Origin of the sequence: Cryobacterium sp. TMT1-62, from assembly GCF_004403145.1 — a bacterium.
GTDB classification, from domain to species: Bacteria; Actinomycetota; Actinomycetes; order Actinomycetales; family Microbacteriaceae; genus Cryobacterium; species Cryobacterium sandaracinum.
Genome location: NZ_SOGZ01000027.1, coordinates 45,666 through 65,132 on the forward strand (window position 1 = coordinate 45,666; position 19,467 = coordinate 65,132).

Annotated in this window: 17 protein-coding genes and 1 pseudogene; 5 read left to right on the forward strand and 13 right to left on the reverse strand. The window is 59.9% G+C overall.

Going from position 1 to position 19,467, the window contains the following annotated elements; genetic code table 11:
- The first annotated feature begins 135 nt into the window (after positions 1–135).
- Entirely contained in the window at positions 136–1,218 is a 1,083-nt protein-coding gene (locus E3T34_RS07385) for an acyltransferase (RefSeq protein WP_166785850.1), read from the forward strand.
- Between the two features lie 648 nt (positions 1,219–1,866).
- Here the strand turns inward: E3T34_RS07385 and E3T34_RS07390 are convergent.
- A complete protein-coding gene (locus tag E3T34_RS07390) occupies positions 1,867–2,091 on the reverse strand; it encodes a hypothetical protein (RefSeq protein ID WP_134342602.1) in 225 nt (74 codons plus the stop codon).
- A gap of 229 nt (positions 2,092–2,320) precedes the next feature.
- Here E3T34_RS07390 and E3T34_RS07395 point away from each other — a divergent pair, with 229 nt between their 5' ends.
- Positions 2,321–2,617 (forward strand): hypothetical protein, encoded by a 297-nt coding sequence (locus tag E3T34_RS07395; protein WP_134342603.1) that lies wholly within the window; start codon positions 2,321–2,323, stop codon positions 2,615–2,617.
- Positions 2,618–2,701: 84 nt separating this feature from the next.
- Here the strand turns inward: E3T34_RS07395 and E3T34_RS07400 are convergent, their stop codons facing one another.
- The 8 genes and pseudogenes from E3T34_RS07400 to E3T34_RS07435 form a co-directional block, all read right to left on the reverse strand.
- Entirely contained in the window at positions 2,702–4,537 is a 1,836-nt protein-coding gene (locus tag E3T34_RS07400; protein ID WP_134342604.1) for a DUF4012 domain-containing protein, read from the reverse strand.
- A gap of 76 nt (positions 4,538–4,613) precedes the next feature.
- Positions 4,614–5,600: an LCP family protein gene (locus E3T34_RS07405; protein WP_166785852.1), complete on the reverse strand. Its 987-nt coding sequence runs from the start codon at positions 5,598–5,600 to the stop codon at positions 4,614–4,616.
- 56 nt (positions 5,601–5,656) lie between these two features.
- Positions 5,657–6,970, reverse strand: coding sequence for a UDP-glucose/GDP-mannose dehydrogenase family protein (locus E3T34_RS07410; protein WP_134342606.1), 1,314 nt, complete (start codon positions 6,968–6,970; stop codon positions 5,657–5,659).
- A 27-nt stretch (positions 6,971–6,997) separates the two neighbouring features.
- Entirely contained in the window at positions 6,998–7,213 is a 216-nt protein-coding gene (locus tag E3T34_RS07415) for a hypothetical protein (RefSeq protein WP_134342607.1), read from the reverse strand.
- Entirely contained in the window at positions 7,213–7,707 is a 495-nt protein-coding gene (locus E3T34_RS07420) for a hypothetical protein (RefSeq protein WP_134342608.1), read from the reverse strand. Before E3T34_RS07420 ends, E3T34_RS07415 begins: the two co-directional genes overlap by 1 nt.
- Positions 7,704–8,798, reverse strand: a complete 1,095-nt coding sequence (locus tag E3T34_RS07425; RefSeq protein ID WP_206750597.1) for a DUF4012 domain-containing protein — start codon at positions 8,796–8,798, stop codon at positions 7,704–7,706. The genes E3T34_RS07420 and E3T34_RS07425 overlap by 4 nt, the downstream gene beginning before the upstream one ends.
- A gap of 696 nt (positions 8,799–9,494) precedes the next feature.
- Complete coding sequence (locus tag E3T34_RS07430; RefSeq protein ID WP_134342610.1) at positions 9,495–9,746, reverse strand: hypothetical protein; 252 nt, start codon at positions 9,744–9,746, stop codon at positions 9,495–9,497.
- A gap of 107 nt (positions 9,747–9,853) precedes the next feature.
- Positions 9,854–10,426, reverse strand: a pseudogene (locus E3T34_RS07435) (UDP-glucose 6-dehydrogenase); the annotation flags it as partial.
- Between the two features lie 465 nt (positions 10,427–10,891).
- Between E3T34_RS07435 and E3T34_RS07440 the strand changes: the two are divergent.
- The 3 genes from E3T34_RS07440 to E3T34_RS07450 all read left to right on the forward strand — a co-directional run bounded on the left by E3T34_RS07440 (position 10,892) and on the right by E3T34_RS07450 (position 14,261).
- Positions 10,892–12,340 (forward strand): lipopolysaccharide biosynthesis protein, encoded by a 1,449-nt coding sequence (locus E3T34_RS07440; protein WP_166785854.1) that lies wholly within the window; start codon positions 10,892–10,894, stop codon positions 12,338–12,340.
- Positions 12,341–12,423: 83 nt separating this feature from the next.
- A complete protein-coding gene (locus E3T34_RS07445) occupies positions 12,424–13,659 on the forward strand; it encodes a polysaccharide pyruvyl transferase family protein (RefSeq protein ID WP_255570926.1) in 1,236 nt (411 codons plus the stop codon).
- Between the two features lie 56 nt (positions 13,660–13,715).
- Positions 13,716–14,261, forward strand: a complete 546-nt coding sequence (locus E3T34_RS07450) for an acyltransferase (RefSeq protein ID WP_134342613.1) — start codon at positions 13,716–13,718, stop codon at positions 14,259–14,261.
- A gap of 28 nt (positions 14,262–14,289) precedes the next feature.
- Here the strand turns inward: E3T34_RS07450 and E3T34_RS07455 are convergent, their stop codons facing one another.
- From E3T34_RS07455 to E3T34_RS07470, 4 genes are all read right to left on the reverse strand, one after another.
- Complete coding sequence (locus E3T34_RS07455) at positions 14,290–15,945, reverse strand: right-handed parallel beta-helix repeat-containing protein (protein ID WP_134342614.1); 1,656 nt, start codon at positions 15,943–15,945, stop codon at positions 14,290–14,292.
- 167 nt (positions 15,946–16,112) lie between these two features.
- Entirely contained in the window at positions 16,113–17,105 is a 993-nt protein-coding gene (locus E3T34_RS07460) for a nitroreductase family protein (RefSeq protein ID WP_166785856.1), read from the reverse strand.
- Positions 17,106–17,208: 103 nt separating this feature from the next.
- Positions 17,209–18,366 (reverse strand): hypothetical protein, encoded by a 1,158-nt coding sequence (locus E3T34_RS07465; protein ID WP_134342616.1) that lies wholly within the window; start codon positions 18,364–18,366, stop codon positions 17,209–17,211.
- Positions 18,367–18,649: 283 nt separating this feature from the next.
- On the reverse strand, positions 18,650–19,441 hold the full coding sequence (locus E3T34_RS07470; RefSeq protein WP_166785857.1) for a glycosyltransferase family 4 protein: 792 nt from the start codon (positions 19,439–19,441) through the stop codon (positions 18,650–18,652).
- Between the last annotated feature and the right edge of the window lie 26 nt (positions 19,442–19,467).

Genomic DNA, 19,467 nt, shown 5'->3' on the forward strand with positions numbered 1-19,467 from the left:
GTTTACTCGGGTCGAATCATTCACCTGACCGAGAAAAAAACAGTGACGCACCTCGGCCAGTGAGGGTCAGGCTCGCTCGAACCCTCAGCCCGCTCGGTAGTCTGGTCACACTGCCGTTTGAACGAAGGACCATTGGTGCCCGAAACACGTAGACACGGGCGCATCGAAGGCCTCGACCTCATTCGCGGTCTCGCCATCGGGCTGGTCCTGCTGCGCCACGCGTGGCCGTCCACGTTCGGCGGCGGCGGCATCGTGGGTGTCGTCATGTTCTTCGCCCTCAGCGGCTACCTGATCACCGGGCTGCTCCTCTCCGACATCGGTTGCTTCGGTCGGGTGCGATACGGCCGCTTCTACCGCAATCGCGCACTACGACTGGTTCCCGCACTGGTGCTCATGTTGGGTGTTCTGGCCGTGGTCACGCTGATTCTTGACCCCTGGGGCGATAGGGCCGGCCTTGGCCGTGCCCTGCTCATCGGCATCACCTACACCGGCAATCTGCCGATCCCGCTGGGCAGTTCGGGCATCAGCCACCTGTGGACGCTGGCCACCGAGGAACAGTTCTACCTCGTCTGGCCGATCCTGCTGGCCATCGGGGTGCGGTTCCGTCGCATGCGCTGGGTGCTGGCGGTATCGGTGCTCGCCATCGCCACCGTCATGATCGCGTCGATGCTGATGACAGCCCCGGACATTACGCGCATCTACACGCTGCCCAGCTCCTGGGCGATCGCGATGGTGATCGGCGCCGCCGCCTACGTGGGTCAGGATGCTCTGGGCCGGCTCCTCCCCAAATCCGGCATTCCGCGGGCTGCGCTCTCACTCCTCAGCCTGGGCATTCTGATGATGATCACGTTCTCCCCGATCGCTAAGAGCTGGCACCTCACGTACGTGGCGATCGGCCCGCTGGTGGCTCTCTTGACGGTGGTGATCATCTTGCACCTGCGTGAGTGGAAGACCCTCCCGAAACGGTGGCTGAAGCCCGCACTGGCTCTCGGCACCATCTCGTATGCGGCGTACCTGTGGAACTACCCGGTGGTGCTGTGGCTGAGTGCCACGCCGGCGATCCCTCACGGCCCCCTGCTCTCCCTGCCGATCACTCTGTTGGCGGCAACGATCAGCTGGTGGCTGGTGGAGCGCCCGTTCCTCGCCTGGAAGTCCAGGCTGGACGCCCAACCTTCCGTGCCCGCGCAGAGTGCTCCGGCACGACTGAAGCAGTCCTGAAACGGGAGTGGTCGACTCGCGCCGTCGTCGCCCATCTCCGCCACGAAATCCGTCCCGGGCCCCGGCCGCCGAATTCTGCGTTCATTTTGTGGGGGCACCGCTCCTAGGGGCACCGCCACTGGGGGCACAAGTTCGCCTCGTGCGCCGCTCAGCGCCGCTCAGCGCTGCATAAGCTCGCAACGTGACCACGCCATTGGAGTGCCCCGGATGTCGCCATTCCGCAACCTCGGTCGGCGCCAGGTTCACCCTCACCAGCTTACTGCGACGGCCCCGGCCCACCGAGTGCCGCCAGCCGTTGGTACTTCTGGACGAGTTCGGACCATTCGACCAGGAATGCGGATGTTGGGATGCCTTCCACACACTCGCACAAGGCCGCCGCTCCACCACGCGAAACCCCTGCATACGCCAAGAGCCCGCCAGTGCACGCCCACCCCCTTTTTGGGGACGCAGGATCGTATTCCACACGATCACACCCGCCATAAGCTAAAACGTGACTAGGATCCGCCCCGAGCAGATGGGGCACAAAGCTCTGCTCCGACGTGGGCGCAGTCACAAGCGACTTCAATACGCGTTTCTCTTCGTCGCGGCCGCCGCCGCGGGAATCACCGGTTTTGCCGCTATCACCATGACGCTCTAGCGACACAGGCTTCAGCTGACTACGTCGGCATGGGGGGCGGCCATCGCCGCCGGATCGTTGGCCTTAGCGCTCTCGATCGGCTCTCCCGCGATCATGGCCTGGGCCGAAGAACCGCCCTCAACGGCGACCAACGAAGAGCCGGTCGTAACGTCGGATGATTCGACCGTTCCAGTACCGGAGACCCCGCCCGAAACGTCCACCCCGGTCAACCCGAGCCCGGTTGACACGCCGGCCACTGACACACCCGAACCGGAGGTCAGCCAAGCGCCGACGGAACCGGCACCCGCCGACCTGACCGTTGCACCCGAAGCCGTTGCTCCCGCGCCTGTGACCCAGGAGAGCCCGACCACGACCTCGAATGAAGAGCCGGCGGGGAGCCGCTCGCAGTACAGCAGATCGAATTACAGCAGCTCGAATTACAGCAGCTCGCGGTCCAGCGATCGAGACTCGGACGAGAAAACAGCTGTGGATGCCTCAGACCTGAGCGTGCTCGGCATCACGACGACCACGCCAACTGCGCCTCTTCAACTGCAGCTGCAACCTGAAACCGCAGCCACCTCGGAGGCCACCGCGACCCCCACCCCGTCCGAGGTGCTCGACTCGGCGGACTCCGCCAGTTCCGTGGCCTCAAGCCTGTCTCCGCTCGCCGTCATTGTTCTGGTGAGCAGCCTGAGCCTGATCGTGCTGCTTGGCGTTGGAAACTTTTTCTATCGCACTCGCTTCGCCAATCGCCAGCAGCCGCGGTCTTTCTCCCGCCGCTGAGGCGCAGACTTACAGGGCGGCAGGAACGTCTACCGTGTTGCCAGCGAATCGGTGAGCCGCTCAGTTATCCGTGCACCCGCTTGTCTACTTCGCGGTACTGCAGCCGGGGGCGTCGACCGTGACCGCGGTCGGGTTCAGCATCGGCGTCGTGCGCAGTTCCGGTGCCGCGTAGGTGCCGGCGGGGCCAATGAAGACGGCCGTGACCGCGCTGGTCTGACCGGGGGTCAGCATGACCGAGAACCGTGCCACGGGCCGGCCGAGGTCGTCGGTGGTGGTCTCCAGACCGGCCCCGTCGACGGCGTCGATCGACGACGACACGAAGGTCGTGCCGGGAGGCCCATAGACGAAGACCTCGGTGCGGAACTGTTTGACGCCCCACGCGCCGCTGGCCACGTAGCTCGGAAGCACCGCCGCAAGTTCCGGCGTGAGGGTGGAGTGCAGCTTGGCCGTCGTGGTGAAGGTCGGGGTCGCCGCGGTGCAGACATCCGTACTGAGCGTCGCGCCGGTTTCGAGGTAGAAGTCCATCTTCGATGCCGACATATCCCGGAAGAATACCCCCGTGGTGGTCGACTCATCGTTGGTTGTGGGCAGGATGCCGGCGATAGGGGTGCCTTCGAGAATCTTCTGCTCCTCGGGGTGGGCGCTCCACGCCATGATGCGGTGCTCGCTGACACCTTGGGTGACGGCTTTCAACATGGTCTGCGGTTCGGCCTGCGAGTTCGTCACGGCGTCAAACATGGTTTTAGCGGCCTCAGCGAAGAAAGCGTCGGTCTGGTCAGGCCCATCCCGGCCCTGGTAACGGAAGTAGATTTCGTTCAGCAGCAGGGCCACGGCGTTGTCCTTCGAGAGCACATCACCGGTACTCATCGTGACCGGGCCAGTAGCGCCCAGCATGTGCGCCAGAGCGACGGGGTCGATTGAGATTACTCCGTCGACGGTTCCGCCGACGTCCCGTTGCCAGAACGCCTGCGCGATCTCGGCTGCGGTGGGGAAGTCGGGCCGGCTGGTCGCGAGGTTCAGTCTGGTGTACATCAGCGAGGTGAACAGCGAAGAGACCTTGGCGTCTTCTCCAATCGCCGGACTCACGGCGTCTTTCAGGAAGGTTTGGCTAGACGCCTGGCGGCCGATGCTGATCTTGCCGTCGAGCACGGTGACCTCGGTAAGGGCGGCGGCAGTGCCACCGAGCGCGGTTGTCTCAGCTAGGTTTTGGAAAACGAGAATGTAGGTACGTGGCCCCGAGGCTCCGAGCATGTCGGGTGCCACCGAGGTGAACGAGTTCACGTCCCTCACGCTAGTTGCCGCGCCGTCGAGCATGGTCGAGAGCTTGGTGCCGGCCGCGCTGATCTGCTCGATGGTGCCGTCGAGTTCAATATCGGCAACAGCTTCCGCCGCCGAATCGAGCGCGGTACTCGCTGTGGCGAGGGCTGTGTTCAGCTTCACGATCGGCCCGAGGTTAATCTTTCCGTCAACGGGCTTCAGCGACGCGGCACTCAGGCCTGACGCCACTGACGCGATCGGCGCGACCGCATCCTGCGCCACCATGTCGATGGCCTCTGCCATCTGGCGCACGGCAGAGAGGTTTGGGCCAGCGAACGGAACGATTTCCGCAGTCCGCCACAGCGGGTCATGAGTCTGATCGACAGCCTTGCTCGTAGCGACGGAGAGTTTCGTAGATGTGTCACCGACGCCCGCAAAGTCCATGGCCGTGGCCTGGGTCTTCAGGGCACCCACGAGGGTCTGCGCCTTTTCGAGCTCTGCCTTGGCAGTCAGCGCCCGAGAGCCGACCCATCCCCCGGCGGCACTGAGCAGAACGACGAGTCCGATAAGCACGGTGAGGGTGATCAGAACTCGCCGGTGACGGCTCTTTACCCGCCGAGGTCGGGCGTGAGCGGCGGCGCGGTCGTCGGTTGAATCAGTCACCTACGTACGCTAACCCATGCCGGCCGATCGCCCAGTATCGGCTGGCGCGCACGCCGGCTCCGTGGTGCCCGCCCGTTCACTCCATCGTCTGAAACTCCGACTGGACCGCATCGAGCGTGTCCATCTGGAACCCTTGCTGCACAGCCTTCAGCTTGTCTTGATCGATGACGACAATAGATTGGCCGTCCGGTGAGGTGCCGGTGCCCATTGTCGGCAGGGTGAAGAAGGTGACGTCACCCACACGCACGTCGCGCAGTTCCACGGCCAGACCGGCCACGTAGGCCGAGTTCAGCCCCTCGTCTACGGCGAGGTAGGGAGCAATCGCTCCGACCAGACCGCTGATCTTGGCGGGATTTGAGAGGGTTTCCACCGTCAGCGACTTGCCGAGCACGGCCTTGATGAAGGCTTGCTGGTTACGTGCGCGCTGAAAGTCGCCGTCAGAGAAGGCGTAACGTTCCCGCACGAAGGCCAGCGCCTCCGTCCCGTTCAAGAGGTGCGTCCCCTCGGCGAAGTAATGCCCCTTCAGATGGGACGAGTCGAATCCGATCGGATTGTCGATGGCCACGCCGCCCAGCGCATCTGTGATGCCCTTAAAACCGGTGAAATCGACAATCGCCACATGGTCGATGCGTGCACCAAGAAGACCTTCAATGGTCTGCACTGCGAGGGGCACTCCGCCGTAGGACATGGCGGCGTTGATCTTGTCCTCGCCACGGCCCGGAATCTCGAGCCAGCTGTCACGCATGATCGACATGACGTAGATGTTTTTGCGGTTCGCCGGCACATGCACCACCATGATGGTGTCCGAGCGCTGGCCGGTCAGGTCTGCAATGGACCCATCGTTGGCTCCCCGCGTGTCAGAGCCGAGCAGAAGGATGTTCTGCCCGCTCGTGTTCCGCCCGCTCGCCGCATCGACGGGTGCCGCCGTCGGGCGAGACGCCTCGTCGGGAAACACATCCGGAATCTTCACTGTCTGGGTGTCGAAGGTGTTGCTCAGGCTCCACACATAGATACCCGCGGTGCCGGCGACGAGGAGGATTACTGCGGCGATGGCGATGAGCACGATCCGCCGTCCTCGGCGTTTCGGCTTCGTCAGAGGGGCATGAGATACTCCAGTCATCACGGTCGACCGAGCCCCAGGTACGTCCAGCCCGCAGCCCGCCACGCGGCCGCATCGAGCGTGTTCCGGCCGTCGATGATGATGGGAACACGCACGAGTGTGGCCGCCCAGACCGGGTCGATCTGCTTGAACTCGGCCCACTCGGTGACCAGCACCACTGCGTCCGCGTCACGCAAGGTCTCCTCGATACTGGTCGAGTAGGTGAGTTGCGGATGCCGCAACCTTGAGTTCTCGATTCCCTGCGGGTCGGTCGCCACAACGTCGGCACCGAGCCCCCGCAGCTGCACGGCCACGTCGAGTGCCGGTGAGTCCCGCACGTCGTCGGAGTGCGGCTTGAAGCTCAGCCCGAGTACGGCAACCTTCGCGGTGTAGACGGGCTTGTCCAGCGCCTGCAAAGTCATTGCCACGACCCGCTGCCGCTGCCGCAGGTTGATCGCATCGACCTCCTTCAGGAAGGCGACCGAGTCGCCCCGGCCGAGTTCCTCAGCACGGGCGGTGAACGCACGGATGTCCTTGGGTAGGCAGCCGCCGCCGAACCCGACCCCGGCATTGAGGAAGCGGCGCCCTATGCGGTTATCGAAGCCGATGGCGTCGGCCAGCTCACTGATGTTCGCCCCGGAGGCGTCGGCAATCTCAGACATGGCATTGATGAAACTGATCTTGGTGGCGAGGAACGCATTCGCTGAGACCTTCACGAGCTCGGCGGTGGCGTAGTCGGTGACGATCAATGGAGTCTGCGCGGCCATCGCCGAGGCATAGACCTCGTTCAGCAATGCCGTTGCTTGCTCGCCGGCCTCGCCAGGAGGGACGCCGTAGACCAGCCGGTCAGGGCTGATGGTGTCTTTCACTGCGAAGCCCTCGCGCAGAAATTCGGGGTTCCAAGCGAGGGTCGCGCCGTTGCCGGAGGCCTCGATCACGGCGGCCAGGCGAGCCGCGGTTCCGACCGGCACCGTGCTTTTACCCACGACCAGGTCACCGGCAGCGAGATGGGGCAACAGAGACTGCACGGCGGCGTCGACGTAGGTGAGGTCGGCTGCGTGACTGCCTGCCTTCTGCGGGGTGCCAACGCCGATGAAGTGCACCTGGGCGCCGGCCGCATCGGCGATGTCGGTGCTGAAGCGAAGCCGACCCGAGGCCATGGCCGAGGTGAGAATCTCAGGCAGACCCGGCTCGTAGAACGGCGGCTTACCCGCGGCGAGCTGCTCGATCTTGCGGGCGTCAATATCGATGCCCACCACCTCATGACCGAGTTCGGCCATCGCCGAGGCGTGCACCGCCCCGAGGTAGCCACAGCCGATAACCGAAATCTTCATGCGTTCTCTTCCATGTGGTTCAGCCTATTAGTGACTGCCCTGCTGGCCAGCATGCGTGGAATCGATGAGACGGTCAGTGCGTCGTATAGCCGCCCTACTACTTCGTAGGATCGCAGCCGGGGCATCGACCGTGACCGTGGTCGGATTCAGCATCGGGGTCGTGCGGAGTTCCGGTGCCGCGTAGGTGCCGGCCGGCCCGGTGAAGACGGCCGTGACCGCACTGGTCTGACTGGGGGTAAGCATTACCGAGAACCGTGCCACCGGCCGGCCGAGATCATCGGTGGTGGTCTCAAGTTCCGCACCGACGTCGGCTGCGATCGACGAGGACGCAGAGGTCGTGCCGGGAGGCCCGTGGACGAATGCCTCCGTGTGGGACTGTTTGACGCCCCCCGCGCCGCTGGCCACATAACTCGGCAGCTTGCCGCCAGTTCGGGTGTCAGCGTGGAGCGCAGGTTCACGGTGGTGGTGAAGGTCGGGGTTTCCGCGGTGCCGACATCCGTGCTGAGCGTCGCGGCGGTCTCAAGGTAGAAGTCCATCTTGGGCGCCGACATGTCTCGGAATAACACACCCGTGGTGGTGGAGTCCTCATTCGTTGTGGGCAGGATGCCGGCGATCGGAATGCCCGCGAGAATCTTCTGCTCCTCGGTGTGCGAGCTCCACGCCATGATGCGGTATTCGTTGACGCCCTGGCTCACGGCCTTCACCATGTCTTGCGGTTCAGCCTTCGAATTGGTCACCGCGTCAAACATCGTCTTGGCTGCCTCAGCAAAAACGCATCCGTCTGATCGGGTCCTTTCTTGCCCTGGTAGCGGAAGTAGATTTCGTTCAGCAGCAGAGCCACGGCGTTGTCTTTGGAGAGCACATCGCCCGTGCTCATCGCCACGGGACCGGTGGCACCGAGCATGTGGGCAAGTGCAGCGGGGTCGATCGAGATAACACCGTCGACGGTGCCGCCAAAGTCCTGCTGCCAGAAGGCCTGGGTGAACCGGGCGGCCGTGGGTAAGTCAGGCCTACTCGTTGAGAGGTTCAGCCGCGTGAACATCAGCTGTGTGTACAGTGCGGAGAGCTTGGGGTCTTCCGTGACGACCGGTTTGCCGTCCCGCCACGGGGAGCCCTGGCGCGACGCCTGTCGGGCAATGCTGATCGCCCCATCGTCAATGGTGACCTCGGTCAGGGCGGCGGCGGTCCCACCGAGCGCGGTGGTTTCGGCGAGGTTCTGGAAAATCAGGCTGTAGGTGCGGGGCCCGGATGCGCCGAGAATATCGGGTGCCACCGAGGTGAACGAGCTCACGTCCCCCACGATGGTTGCCGCACCGTCGAGCATGGTGGAGAGCTTGATACCGGCCGCGATGACTTGGTCGACGGTGCTATCGAGACTAATCGCGGCTACGGATGATGCCGCCGAGTTGAGGGCTGTGCTCGCAGTTGACACGGCTGTATTCAGCTCCACGATCGGCCCAAGATTGATCTTCCCTTCGACGGGCTTTAGCGACGCGGCACTCAGGCCGGATGCGATTGTGGCGATAAGTGCGACCGCTTGCTCGGCCACTACGTCAACAACTTCGGCCATTTCACGCACCGCGGTGGGGTTCACTCCGGCAAAGGGGATGAGTTCTGCGGCCCGCCAAAGCGGATCGTGAGTTTGGTCGACGGCCTTGCTCGTGGCAGCCGAGAGTTCGTTGGACGTGGCGCCGACCCCGACGAAGTCCATCGCGGCAGCTTGGGTTTTGAGTGTGCCCACGAGGGTCTGCTCCCAGAGGAGCCAGCTTCGGACATCGCGGATCTGAGCGCCCGCGGCATCACCACCACGCCAGCGGAATCTCTTCAACTGCAATTGCAACCTGTGGTGGCGCGCACCCGAAGACCAGGGCAAGCGACGCGCCATCCGCGGCCCTATACACGACAGACTCCGCCAGTGCGGTGGCAGCCTCAAGCTTGTCCGGCCCTGACCCCGTCATTGTTCTGGTGAGCAGCCTCGGCCTGCTCGTGCTCCTCGGTCTAGGAAACGTCTTCTACATCACTCGCATTGCCAACCGCCAACCGCTAACCGCTAACCGCCACGAGCTTTCCCCCGCCGCTGAGCAACGGGCTCTGTGCCGCGACAATGCAGACATGGCGGAAAGAATTAGGTCGGGGCCGCACCGGAGTTGATCCACACCTCGAGTTAGGAGAAGACTAGATGCAGTCCTGAACCCAGTAATCCTCACATTCGGCGGAGCACCACCGCGTCACCAGAACGGCCGTAATTGGGCGCCGACACTGCAGGCAGCGATTACGACGTACAGGCCAAAACCTGCGCAGTGACGGTCGGGCGAGTCGCGTTGGCATAGCGTTGCCTCCTAGGCAGCCAAATAGGTGGGTGACCAGACCATAGACCTGTCCCGGGGAGAAGAGAAGGGCGCGGCTGCCACTTGCTTAGGAGCAGCCGTCAGAAACTCCTCCTACGCCATATGGCCCGCTACTCAGGTTGATACTCATTCAATGTGTCGGTTTGGAATCCCCGCTGCACGATAGCCAGCTTGTCCTAACCGATGACGACAATCGACTGGCCGTCGGGCGCAGTTCGGGTGCCCGCCGTTGGAAGCGTGAAGAAGGAAACGTCGCCCACACGCACGTCACCTATCTCCACTGAAAGACCCGCCGCATAGGCCGCGTTCAGCCCGCCATCGACAGCGACGAAGGGCGCCACCGGGCCGATGAGACCGCTTAATTTACCCGCGTTGATTAGTGTCTCCGCATTAAGGGTCTTCTTGCCCAGCACTGCTTTATAGGACACCTGCTGATTGCGAGCTCATTGGAAATCCCCGTCGGTAAACGCGTACCGTTTCCTCACGATGGCCAAAGCCTCATCACCGTTTAGGCTTTGGGCACCCTCGGAAAACTATCTGCGATCTCAGACGTTGCACTAATGCAGCTTATTTTGGTGGCCAAGAAGGCATTTGCGGCGACTTTCACCAGCTCAGCCGTGGCGAAGTCGGTCACGATAAGGGGAGTTTGGGCGGCCAACGCCAACGCGAAGACCTCGTTTAGGAGCTGCGTCAAGTGTCCCCCGGCCGGGCCGGGTTCCACTTGGGCCACCGTGCCGACCGGAACGGTGCTCTTTCCCACAGCGAGGTCGTCTGCTCTCAGGTATGGAAGCAGAGCGCTAACTGCAGCGTCGACGTAGCGGAGGTCTGCGGAATGACTACCTAGTTTCTGAGGGGTTCGGACGTCTACGAAATGGACCTGTGCATCTGCGGCATCTGCCATATCCGTACTAAATCGCAGCCGGCCCCAGGCCATGGCCGACGTGAGAATTTCTTAAAGCCCGGGCTCGCAGAAAGGCGGCTTTCCGGAGGAGAGCTGGGCAATTTTGCTGGCATCGATGTCAATACCCACGACCTCGTGGCCCGACATGGCCATTGCCGATGCATGCACTGCGCCAAGGTATACACAGCCGATTACGGACATTCTCATGCAAGTTGCCTCCTTGCTCAAGACAATCGGTGAGGGTGCGTGTCGCCGCTCATTGAAAAGCAGTTCCTTGGCGCTCTCCGAGCATTACCGGGCTACTTTTGAAGGAGCGAGGACAGATGCCAGCGTGGCTTGCGCACGCTCAGGCAGCGCGACTGCCTAGCCGCTTTCCTCAGCAGCCATAACGGTGGCGGCGCCAATGGGCGCTTAAATTATCGAACCCTAGTGCGACTATCGCCATTCACCGCCCGTGCGCGCTAAAACGCAAAGCACTCCGGACGCTAGGATCGGGACTGATGTGTTGTATAAAAGGCTGGCGAGACAAGCTAACACTCCACTACTTCACAGTCTATAAGAGGTTGGGAATTCTGGGTTGAGCGCGCGCATGGCATCCACCGCGGCGATAAAGATGCGGAATAGATCTACCTGCCGCATTGGCTTCTGGGTCACCCAACCGGGAATTTGGCGTTGAGCCTCTCGGCCACTGCCACCCGAGGCGGCGCAGCGGTAGTAACCGGCCAAGTCATCAAGCTCTGCTTGCTGCTTGTGAACTTGATTGTTCTTGGGCGCTTGCTCTCGCCCGCTGATTTTGGTCTTCTAGCAATGGTCATGGCTGTTGTCGGAGTCGGGGAACTTTTCCGAGATTTCGGTCTTTCTTCAGCGGCAGTTCAGGCCAAGACGATCTCACATGCACAAAAATCCAATCTATTTTGGATCAACTCTCTGCTCGGTCTCTCCCTCGCGGGTGCTTGCTGCGGGGCAGCCACCTTGATCGCGTCTCTTTACGGTGACCCTCGGCTGGTGAACGTGATACTGGCGATCTCGGTCACTTTTCTTTTGAATGGAATTCAGACGCAGTTCCAGGTCGAACTCACTCGAAATCATCGATTCTTCACACTCGCTGCCACAGATGTGGGGTCACAGGTAGCAGGCCTCGGCGTTGCAGTGATTCTCGCGCTTTCAGGAGCAGGATATTGGGCGCTCGTGGGTTTGCAGTTGGGAATAGCTGCCACCCTCTGCATCCTCCGGGTAGCGCTGGCGCGGTGGGTCCCTGGACTGCCGACGCGCAGGTCTGAGATCAAGCCATTTCTCCAGTACGGATGGCACTTGGGCTGGGCTCAGATCGTCGGCTACATAAGTTACAACGTTGACAGCATCATCCTAGGGGCCCGCTCCGGCGCAGCGGCACTCGGGCTCTACAACCGAGCGTTCCAGATAATCACGCTGCCCGTGGTCCAGTTGCTGGGCCCACTTTCTAACGTCGTTCTTCCACTTTTGTCACGCGTCGAATCAAAAGTGGTCTTTGTTCAAGCGGTCACCCGTATTCAGCTCATGCTGAGCTACATTGCGTCGCTATTCTTCGGTCTGCTTGTTGCCACCGCCTACCCATTTGTCCGAATACTTCTTGGGCCCGCTTGGGTTCAATCAGCACCGATCCTTCAACTTCTAAGCATTGGCGCCCTATTTCAGGTGATGACCTACACGGGATATTGGGTTTTCCTGGCACGTGCGCTGACCAAATCGCTTCTTCGTTACAATCTAGTCACGAAGACATTCGTAATTCTCTGCGTCGTGATTGGTAGCACCTGGGGGCCACTTGGCGTGGCGGCGGGGTACTCGCTAGGGCTGGTGGTTTCCTGGCCCGTTTCATTATTCTGGCTCCGCCGCATCAGCGATTTCCCCGTGAGAGAAACTACACCAATAGCTCTCAGGGGCATCGGTCTAGCGATGACCGTGGCAGGGTGCGGGCTCTTGGTTGGATTACTGGTGCCCGTAGATTCTGCGTTTCTGCAGTTCGCAATAAACGCGGGTGGGGCGATCGTTGGTCTTGCGCTCACCCTCGTTGTTCGTCCTCTGAGAATCGAACTTCTCCAGTTAACTGTGTCCGCATTGCAGTCAGTTCGACGGAAGCTGTGATGGTCAGATCGACCAACGACTAAATGGAAAGAGATACTTTGACAACCGTTAACACCCCCCTAAATACTCCGGACCGCACCTCGATGAAATCGATTGCCAAGGCTACGCTCATCTCAGCGCTAGACAGCCGAGTGAGTTTATCTGTTACCTCCTTGATTGATTCTCTAGCTATTCGAGCGGGTTCCCGCTCGCGGCGACGCAGGGAGAGTGCGGGTGCGCATGTCCTTATAAATTCAGCGGGGGGTGGAAACATCGGCGACCAAGCCATGTTCGAGAGCTTTCTGGCGAACGTCAATGGACCCGTAAAGGTCATTGTCCGCAATATCGATGCTTTCGATGTACCGGAGGCGCTCAACCGCGCGAGGGTCGAACTAGTGGTTCTCCCAAGCCTCATCTATGGGCGCGGCCTGAGCCGGCTCCTGAACGTCATGACGTTCGCACGGGCCCTTCGCGGCGCCCGGTCGCTTTCGATCGTTGGAGCGGACGTGATGGATGGTGGATACGGCCGACGCCCCTCGTCACTCGAATGGAGCCTGGCTGCTGCGGCATCAAAGGCCATGGTCCCGACAAGGGTGCTTGGATTCAGCTGGAAGAACAATGTGGACGGACAAATTCAGCGAGCTGCGCGTAGCGCCGTCCTCAACGGGGTCATTGCCATTGCTCGTGATCCGCACTCGCGCTCTCGTTTGCTCGAGAACAATATCGGCGTAGCGCTTGAGGCCGCCGACGTAGTTTTTCTACACGAAGGAATCTCCGCATCTAATAGCTACGAAGAACTTCTCCGAGGTTGGGTCGCCGCCGGGAAGCGGGTTGCCATCGTGAACATGAGCGGGTTGATCAACGCAAGCTTTGATCAGAGCAAGGAGTACACCCACATCGTGCATACGCTCCGTGAACTCGGATATGAAGTCATCTTGCTCCCCCACGTTTCGACGGATATCCCAGTTATCAAAAGTTTCATCGGATTCAACCGCGACCACGCGACGATCGATCACGTGGACCTGCTCCTCACGCCCTCGGAGGTCAAGGCCCTTGCAGCCCAGGCTGACGTGGTCGTCACGGGACGGATGCACTTGTCGATCCTTGCCCTCAGTGTGGGAGTGCCATCAATTGTTCTAGCTACGCAAGGCAAAGTTCTCGGATTGATGGAGTTGGTTGGGACGCCGAGGTTCTGTATTGATCCAGTTGCCGGATTCGCCGCCGAAGTCACAGCGCGGCTCCGTGAGCTTGAAATCAGTCGGAACGAGACTGTGGCAGATATCGTCGCAGGTGTGCAAAAGGCTCAAGTGCTCGCGGCGGTGAATTTCCGTGATCTCTGAGGCGGCAAGCGTCAAGACGAGACAGCCCACGAGTTACCGGTGGGTGATGGTGCCTGATGTTCGGTAACGTGCTGGAAGTCATCAAGGCAACCATTGTTCTTCGTGTAGCCCGGGCGCACGTGCAAGGGGTTTCACGTGCTTACGGCCTGCTCCCCCAAATAAAGAACAAGGGAACACTTCGAATTGGACCTGGATTCCAAATCCGAGGCCAACGGTTCCGCGTGGGAATTGCAGTCGGTACGGAGGGAACCCTAAACATTGGTAAGGACGTGTTCCTGAATCAGGGGGTGAGCATCGCGGCAATGACAACGATCATGATCGGCGACAACGTCAAGATTGCGGATCTTGTGACCATCCAAGACACGAATTATCATCAAGTGTCTCCAGACGAACCCATAGTTGCGGCTCCGATCACCATCTGCAGGAATGTATGGCTCGGTCGGCTATCGATCATTTCCCCTGGCGTCACGATTGGTGAAAATTCCGTTGTTGCCGCTGGTTCGATCGTCACCAAGAATGTTGAACCCAACACTGTTGTCGCTGGTGCTCCGGCCAAGCTAGTACGGGTCTTTTCCGTGCCCGAGGGATGGGTGCGCGGGTAGTCGTCAAACAGACTGAGGTGGACAACGGCTAGACGCCCTTACCTGCAGCGTCACGCCACATCTTCCCATCGGACCAGAGCGGCTTCTTCAAAGTCGTATCGTAATAATGTTGGCCGGAGACGGCCACAGCAGGGCGTTGCGCGCTCCCCCCGGATTGCGGGGTGACGACGGATTCACCAACTGACGTTTGGAGAACGAGTTCTGGACGGCCCTGATTATTTAGTCTAAGGAACGCTTTAGCTTGCCCCGGAGCCGGCAAGCTCGGCGTGCCCGCTTGTGGCACCTCAAACAAGATGTATCCGCCACCGCCACCGCCGTGCAGTTTGAGGCTCGCACTACGGAAGACTCCGTCAGTCTTCAGGACCTTTGAACTCTCCCGATACAGATTTGTGTCGAGTTCTACAGCGCCCGAACCCCAGGTAATCTCACCGTCCCCGCGAATGCGAAACCGCTCATGCATTTCGGAGGCAACTTTTGAACGAAGCGCTTTATCGGTGGCAAGTTGAGTGTAAATATCTGCGTGAAAGAGGCGGGTCCTTAGCACATCCACATTGCTGAACCGGCCCAGTACGTGATAGGCGGACGAAGCCCAGTAGTTACCAATTTCGCTAACAAAGCCCACTCCGGGGCCGGTCTGGATGGCGTAGCTCGTCCTCGACGGCCCCCCACCGGACGCGCCCGTAAAGTTACCAACGAAACTCAAGCCTGCAACTTCTTCGAGATAGATGTCCGGGTGCAAACCAACACCCGCAGTGCTGTTACCTCGGAACATATTCCCAGAGATGAGCGTGTTCAGCGAGCTTCCTGCGACGCCAATGGCGCCGAGCCCCCCGCCCATGTTGTTGTCTACGGAGTTGTGGAGGATCAAGCAGTTGGCCGCTCGTCTCGTTAGCTTGATGCCGTATTCAGAGTTCGACCAAATCCCACTGTCACGCACCCAGTTAGCCCCACCGTCTAAGTAAGCACCAACCTGGCCACGGATACCCCCAATGCCGCCATGACTGAATGCACAATCAGTGGATCTCACGACCCAGCCGTATCTGCCAAAATCCCGAATCGTTACATGTCGAAACTGAATCTGTAAGCGTGCCGGCTCAATTCGAACTCCATCGGTCAAAGCGTTGATTATGTGGGCGTTGACGACGTTGGATCGATCAGCGTATCGAAATGCTGTGCCCACGTACTCTTCGAATACGAGGCAGTGGGAAGTGCCCGTCTGTGATCCGTGGTTCCCATCCAACGTGATTCCCTCTGCGTTGAAACGGAACGCATCCACACCAATTGAAAGCAGAATCTGGTCAGAGCCCGCTACGAGGCGGAGAGTGGCCCCGTAACCGGTGATGCGTACATCTGGTCTATCAATCCGGAGGGGCGTCACCGCGTACTGCCCCGGAACAATTTCGACTTCGCAGGCTCCGCCGAATGAATTCACGGCGCGGAACATCTCGTTGATGGACGCGTAATTGTTGGAGTTGAAGGAAACCAGCGGCGCATAATTGGCCGACAGTGCACCCTTGGTCTGCGATCTCGGATCCTGAATAAGGGTTGAGAGCATCTCGTCAGTGGCCGAGGCGCTGACTTCCATTGCGGCGGTGGCCGCGGGGGCGGTTCTTCCTGCGATTGCTGCCGCAGCCACTGCGGCAGCAATCCCTGCGACGAATTCGCGGCGCGGAGTCGGGGTCATGGCGCAAACAGTAACCCCGAGTGAGCAAATCTCAATGCACCCCACTACTGGGGGTTGCGCACCATAAGCGCAGGTCAGGACTTACCGAAACTGCGCCGCAAAGGCGGCTAGATCAGTTGAGCGCCGGGTTCACTGGCCACCCGTGACGGTCCTAACCCCGCCCTGCCTTAAACGTGTTGAACCAGAATCTCGCCTATCTGGCGGCGAGGGGACCTTGCTACTTTGAAGCTCTGAGGGGGAATGCCAACTGCGATCAGAGTGATGATGTCCTCGTGTGCGGCAATTCCCGCTGACGCACGAAAAGCGTTCGACTCGCTGTTCTTCATCGACCAGTTGAGGAAGCATGTGCCGAGCTCGCGAGAGTGCAGGGCCCATCCCAGCGTCATGGCAAAGAGGCCACCATCAATCCATCTCTGGTTCCGTTCAGAAGGGCCTGAAAACAGGCGCACATCGACCGTCACCGCCAACACAACCGGAATCGAACTTCGAAAACCGGCATTGCCGTTTTGCTGAGCGAGCACATCGGCTACCGCCGTTTTCCCCGTGAACATGTGTACCCGGAATGCCTGCCTGTTGCAGACAGATGGCGTGTTAGTTGCCAGCACCACAGCAGCCTCGATATCAGCCAGATCCACTTCGATGGAATTGTCGAAGTCTCTCACGCTACGCCTGGACGTAAAGAAGCTATTCCATGTCACGTTGGACGACTGCCCATTTTCAATTTGCCGAAATACATCATCCCGGGAAACGCGAAGAGCAACCGTGTCGTCAACATCACCGCCGGCGTTCCAACTCTGGAGAGCTGCTAGCGCAGATTCAGCGTAGGCGCCGTACCCCATAGGGTTTGAGTCTTTGTTGGTGAGGGCACCCAAACCCACACGGAGCCTCTTCTCAACCTCGGCACCAAATGGGCGTTTGGGTTCCCGAAGCGCTAGCCCCTTCTCCACCCGGTGGTAGTCCTTGGTCAGCTGAGTCTCAAGTTGCCTTCCGTTCCAGACGGCGTTGAAAGACCCTTCCCCTGGACCGCCATAGAACCGATGACGTTTCGCATCGATCATCGCCTCTCGAGTATTGCTCCAAATCGCCCGCATTTTCTTCCATTTATCTATGCCCCGGGCGGGCAATACTCTTTTCGCAATAACCTTCACGCGTTGCTTCATAAGAAAAATACGTCCTGTCATTTCTGAGGAAAATTGCCGACGACAAGCAATCAATTCTGGGATTTGGGGCCAGCCCGGAAGAATAGCCGCTGAAGAGAAGTGGCTAGTGCGGATTAGCTGGTTGCGACTTCACAGTGGCACTGGTAGCTGGGGCCGCAAGGGTGTCAACGTTCGAGAGTGAACGCCGGATCTGCTCGGCGCAGAACCCCAGCACAAATAGCCACAGGGGTAACGTATCCGACATCATTCCCCAGCCTGTCAAGGCCACGATCGAGATGCCTGGGAAGGACGCAAGAACAGCCCGGGCATACCGCCCATTGGCAGACGGCGATCGTCGAGCACGCCAGGCACGAGCAATCAGGATCAGAATTGGCAGGAACAGGAGTGTCGCGCCAATGAATCCCAGTTCAACGATTGCAAGCAATACTGAATTATGTACCGGCCACCCCGTGGCCGTGAGCGCGTCAAAAGGACCAACTGCAGTCACGTAAGTACTCGGGCCGGTCCCGATCCACCATGGCCTTATCTCGATCTGGTGGGTCGCCACCGCACTGAAGTGAGCACGATAACCGCCAATCTCGCCGGTTTCGAACCGACCGAGCCAAACACCAGCAGATGCGGCCACCACCCCAATCGCGGCCAGAGGTATCATCACCCGTCGTCCAATGTGCTGAACTCCCTCGGAAGTCATTGCCCAAATTACAATCATCATGATCGCACCGAAGAAGTTGGCACGACCGCCCGAAAATATGAAGGGTATGGCGGAGAGGCAGATGGCCCACCAGGCAAAGCGTCGAGCTTTCCTATCCGTGGATTTGGTCAGTGGCAGCAAGAGAACAGACAACAGGAGCAAAATTTTTCCCAGAGTCGTCGGGTGACCAAACGAGCCGTTCACCCGACCGATGAGTCCAGTGTCCGCGGCTACCGACGCCCCAAGTGGGAACAGCGGAATGCCGACGATCTGCGCTACTGAAATGACCACCTGAACAAAGACTATGAGCAACAACCAACCAGCCAGAACTCGCTCCGACTTATCCCCCGTTTTCACGAGCGTGGAGATGTAACTGCCCGCGACCCACGCCAGAGCAGCAATTCCAAGATGAACCACACCCGACCATTGCTCGGCGTTGCCGTCCCAGACCAGGAAGATCCAAACCAACAAGAACAATCCGAACGCGCCAAATGTCATCCAGAGAGTTCCTTGTCTCCGGAGGAATATCGCAACCAAGACCACCAGACAAATGGCAACGGTGTATGTCATGACTCTAGGCTCGGCACCTGAAATGGCAGCTCTTGTCTGATCGGCCACGGTCCCCCCAAGGAGAACTCTGGGTAGGAAACAGAGACTTCCAAGCATGAGGGGGAGCAGGACGTTCAGGCTGCCGAGAAAATGCCCGATGACTAATAGCGCAATTAGGCCCGCGATCCCGATGACTAAGAACATGAGCTCACGCCCAGCAACCTGACCACTGCCAACACCAAAGGAAGACCATTCCACCTCTGATAACGAGCGCTGGGAAACTCAATGCCACAAGCATCCACGGTCACCACCTTCCGAGAATTTCGTCCACTGAGGATGTGAATGCTCCCTGTGAAAAACGGGATACTAGTCGGGAATGACCAAGCTCTTTACGGGCTATCGCCGCATCAATGGGTTCCGCTTGGAACAACTCCTCAATATTCCTGATCCACTGCCCAAAATCTGGACTGAAACCTGACCGAACGTGGTCCGTACCGAAGACTGTCAGGCCCCTCGCTAGGGCTTCTACAGCCTTAACCTTGATGCCTCCGCCGTGGTCGATCGGTACGATGACCGCGTCAATACTCTCGTAGAAACTATCGAGGTTGTCCAACGAGCCCAGTACCGTTGCTGGCACCCCCCAGGTCCTGACCCGCTCAGAGCCGAAGCCCGCCACGACGATTTCAAGTCTATTTTCCGAAAGTAGGTGCCCAAAATCGCGGAAGAATTTCCTTAGAGACATTTCGTTCGGCTCGTATTCAAAGTTGCCCAAGAAGCCAACACGTTGAATCGGCCCACGCTCGTGGCCGCGTGACGAGAATGTATGTGTTGGCGTCGGGAGCCACTCCGCCTTGGCGTTCCTGCCGATCGCCGTAAGATCGCCGTAACCAGCGACTGTGTTGAAGCGTGCCTTGGCCGGCAGCTGCCGCTCGCGACGCTTCCAAATCAGACTTTGGGTGAATCCACCAGGGACGGACAAAAAGGACGAAGCACCCATGGTGCGCGAATTCATACTCCACAGATCCATCCAGTCAAATATGAGAGCTTCCCTTGCAATGACCTGTTTCGCAGCTTTGAAAACGACTGGAACAGTCATCACATACAAGTCTGACGCCGGCAGAG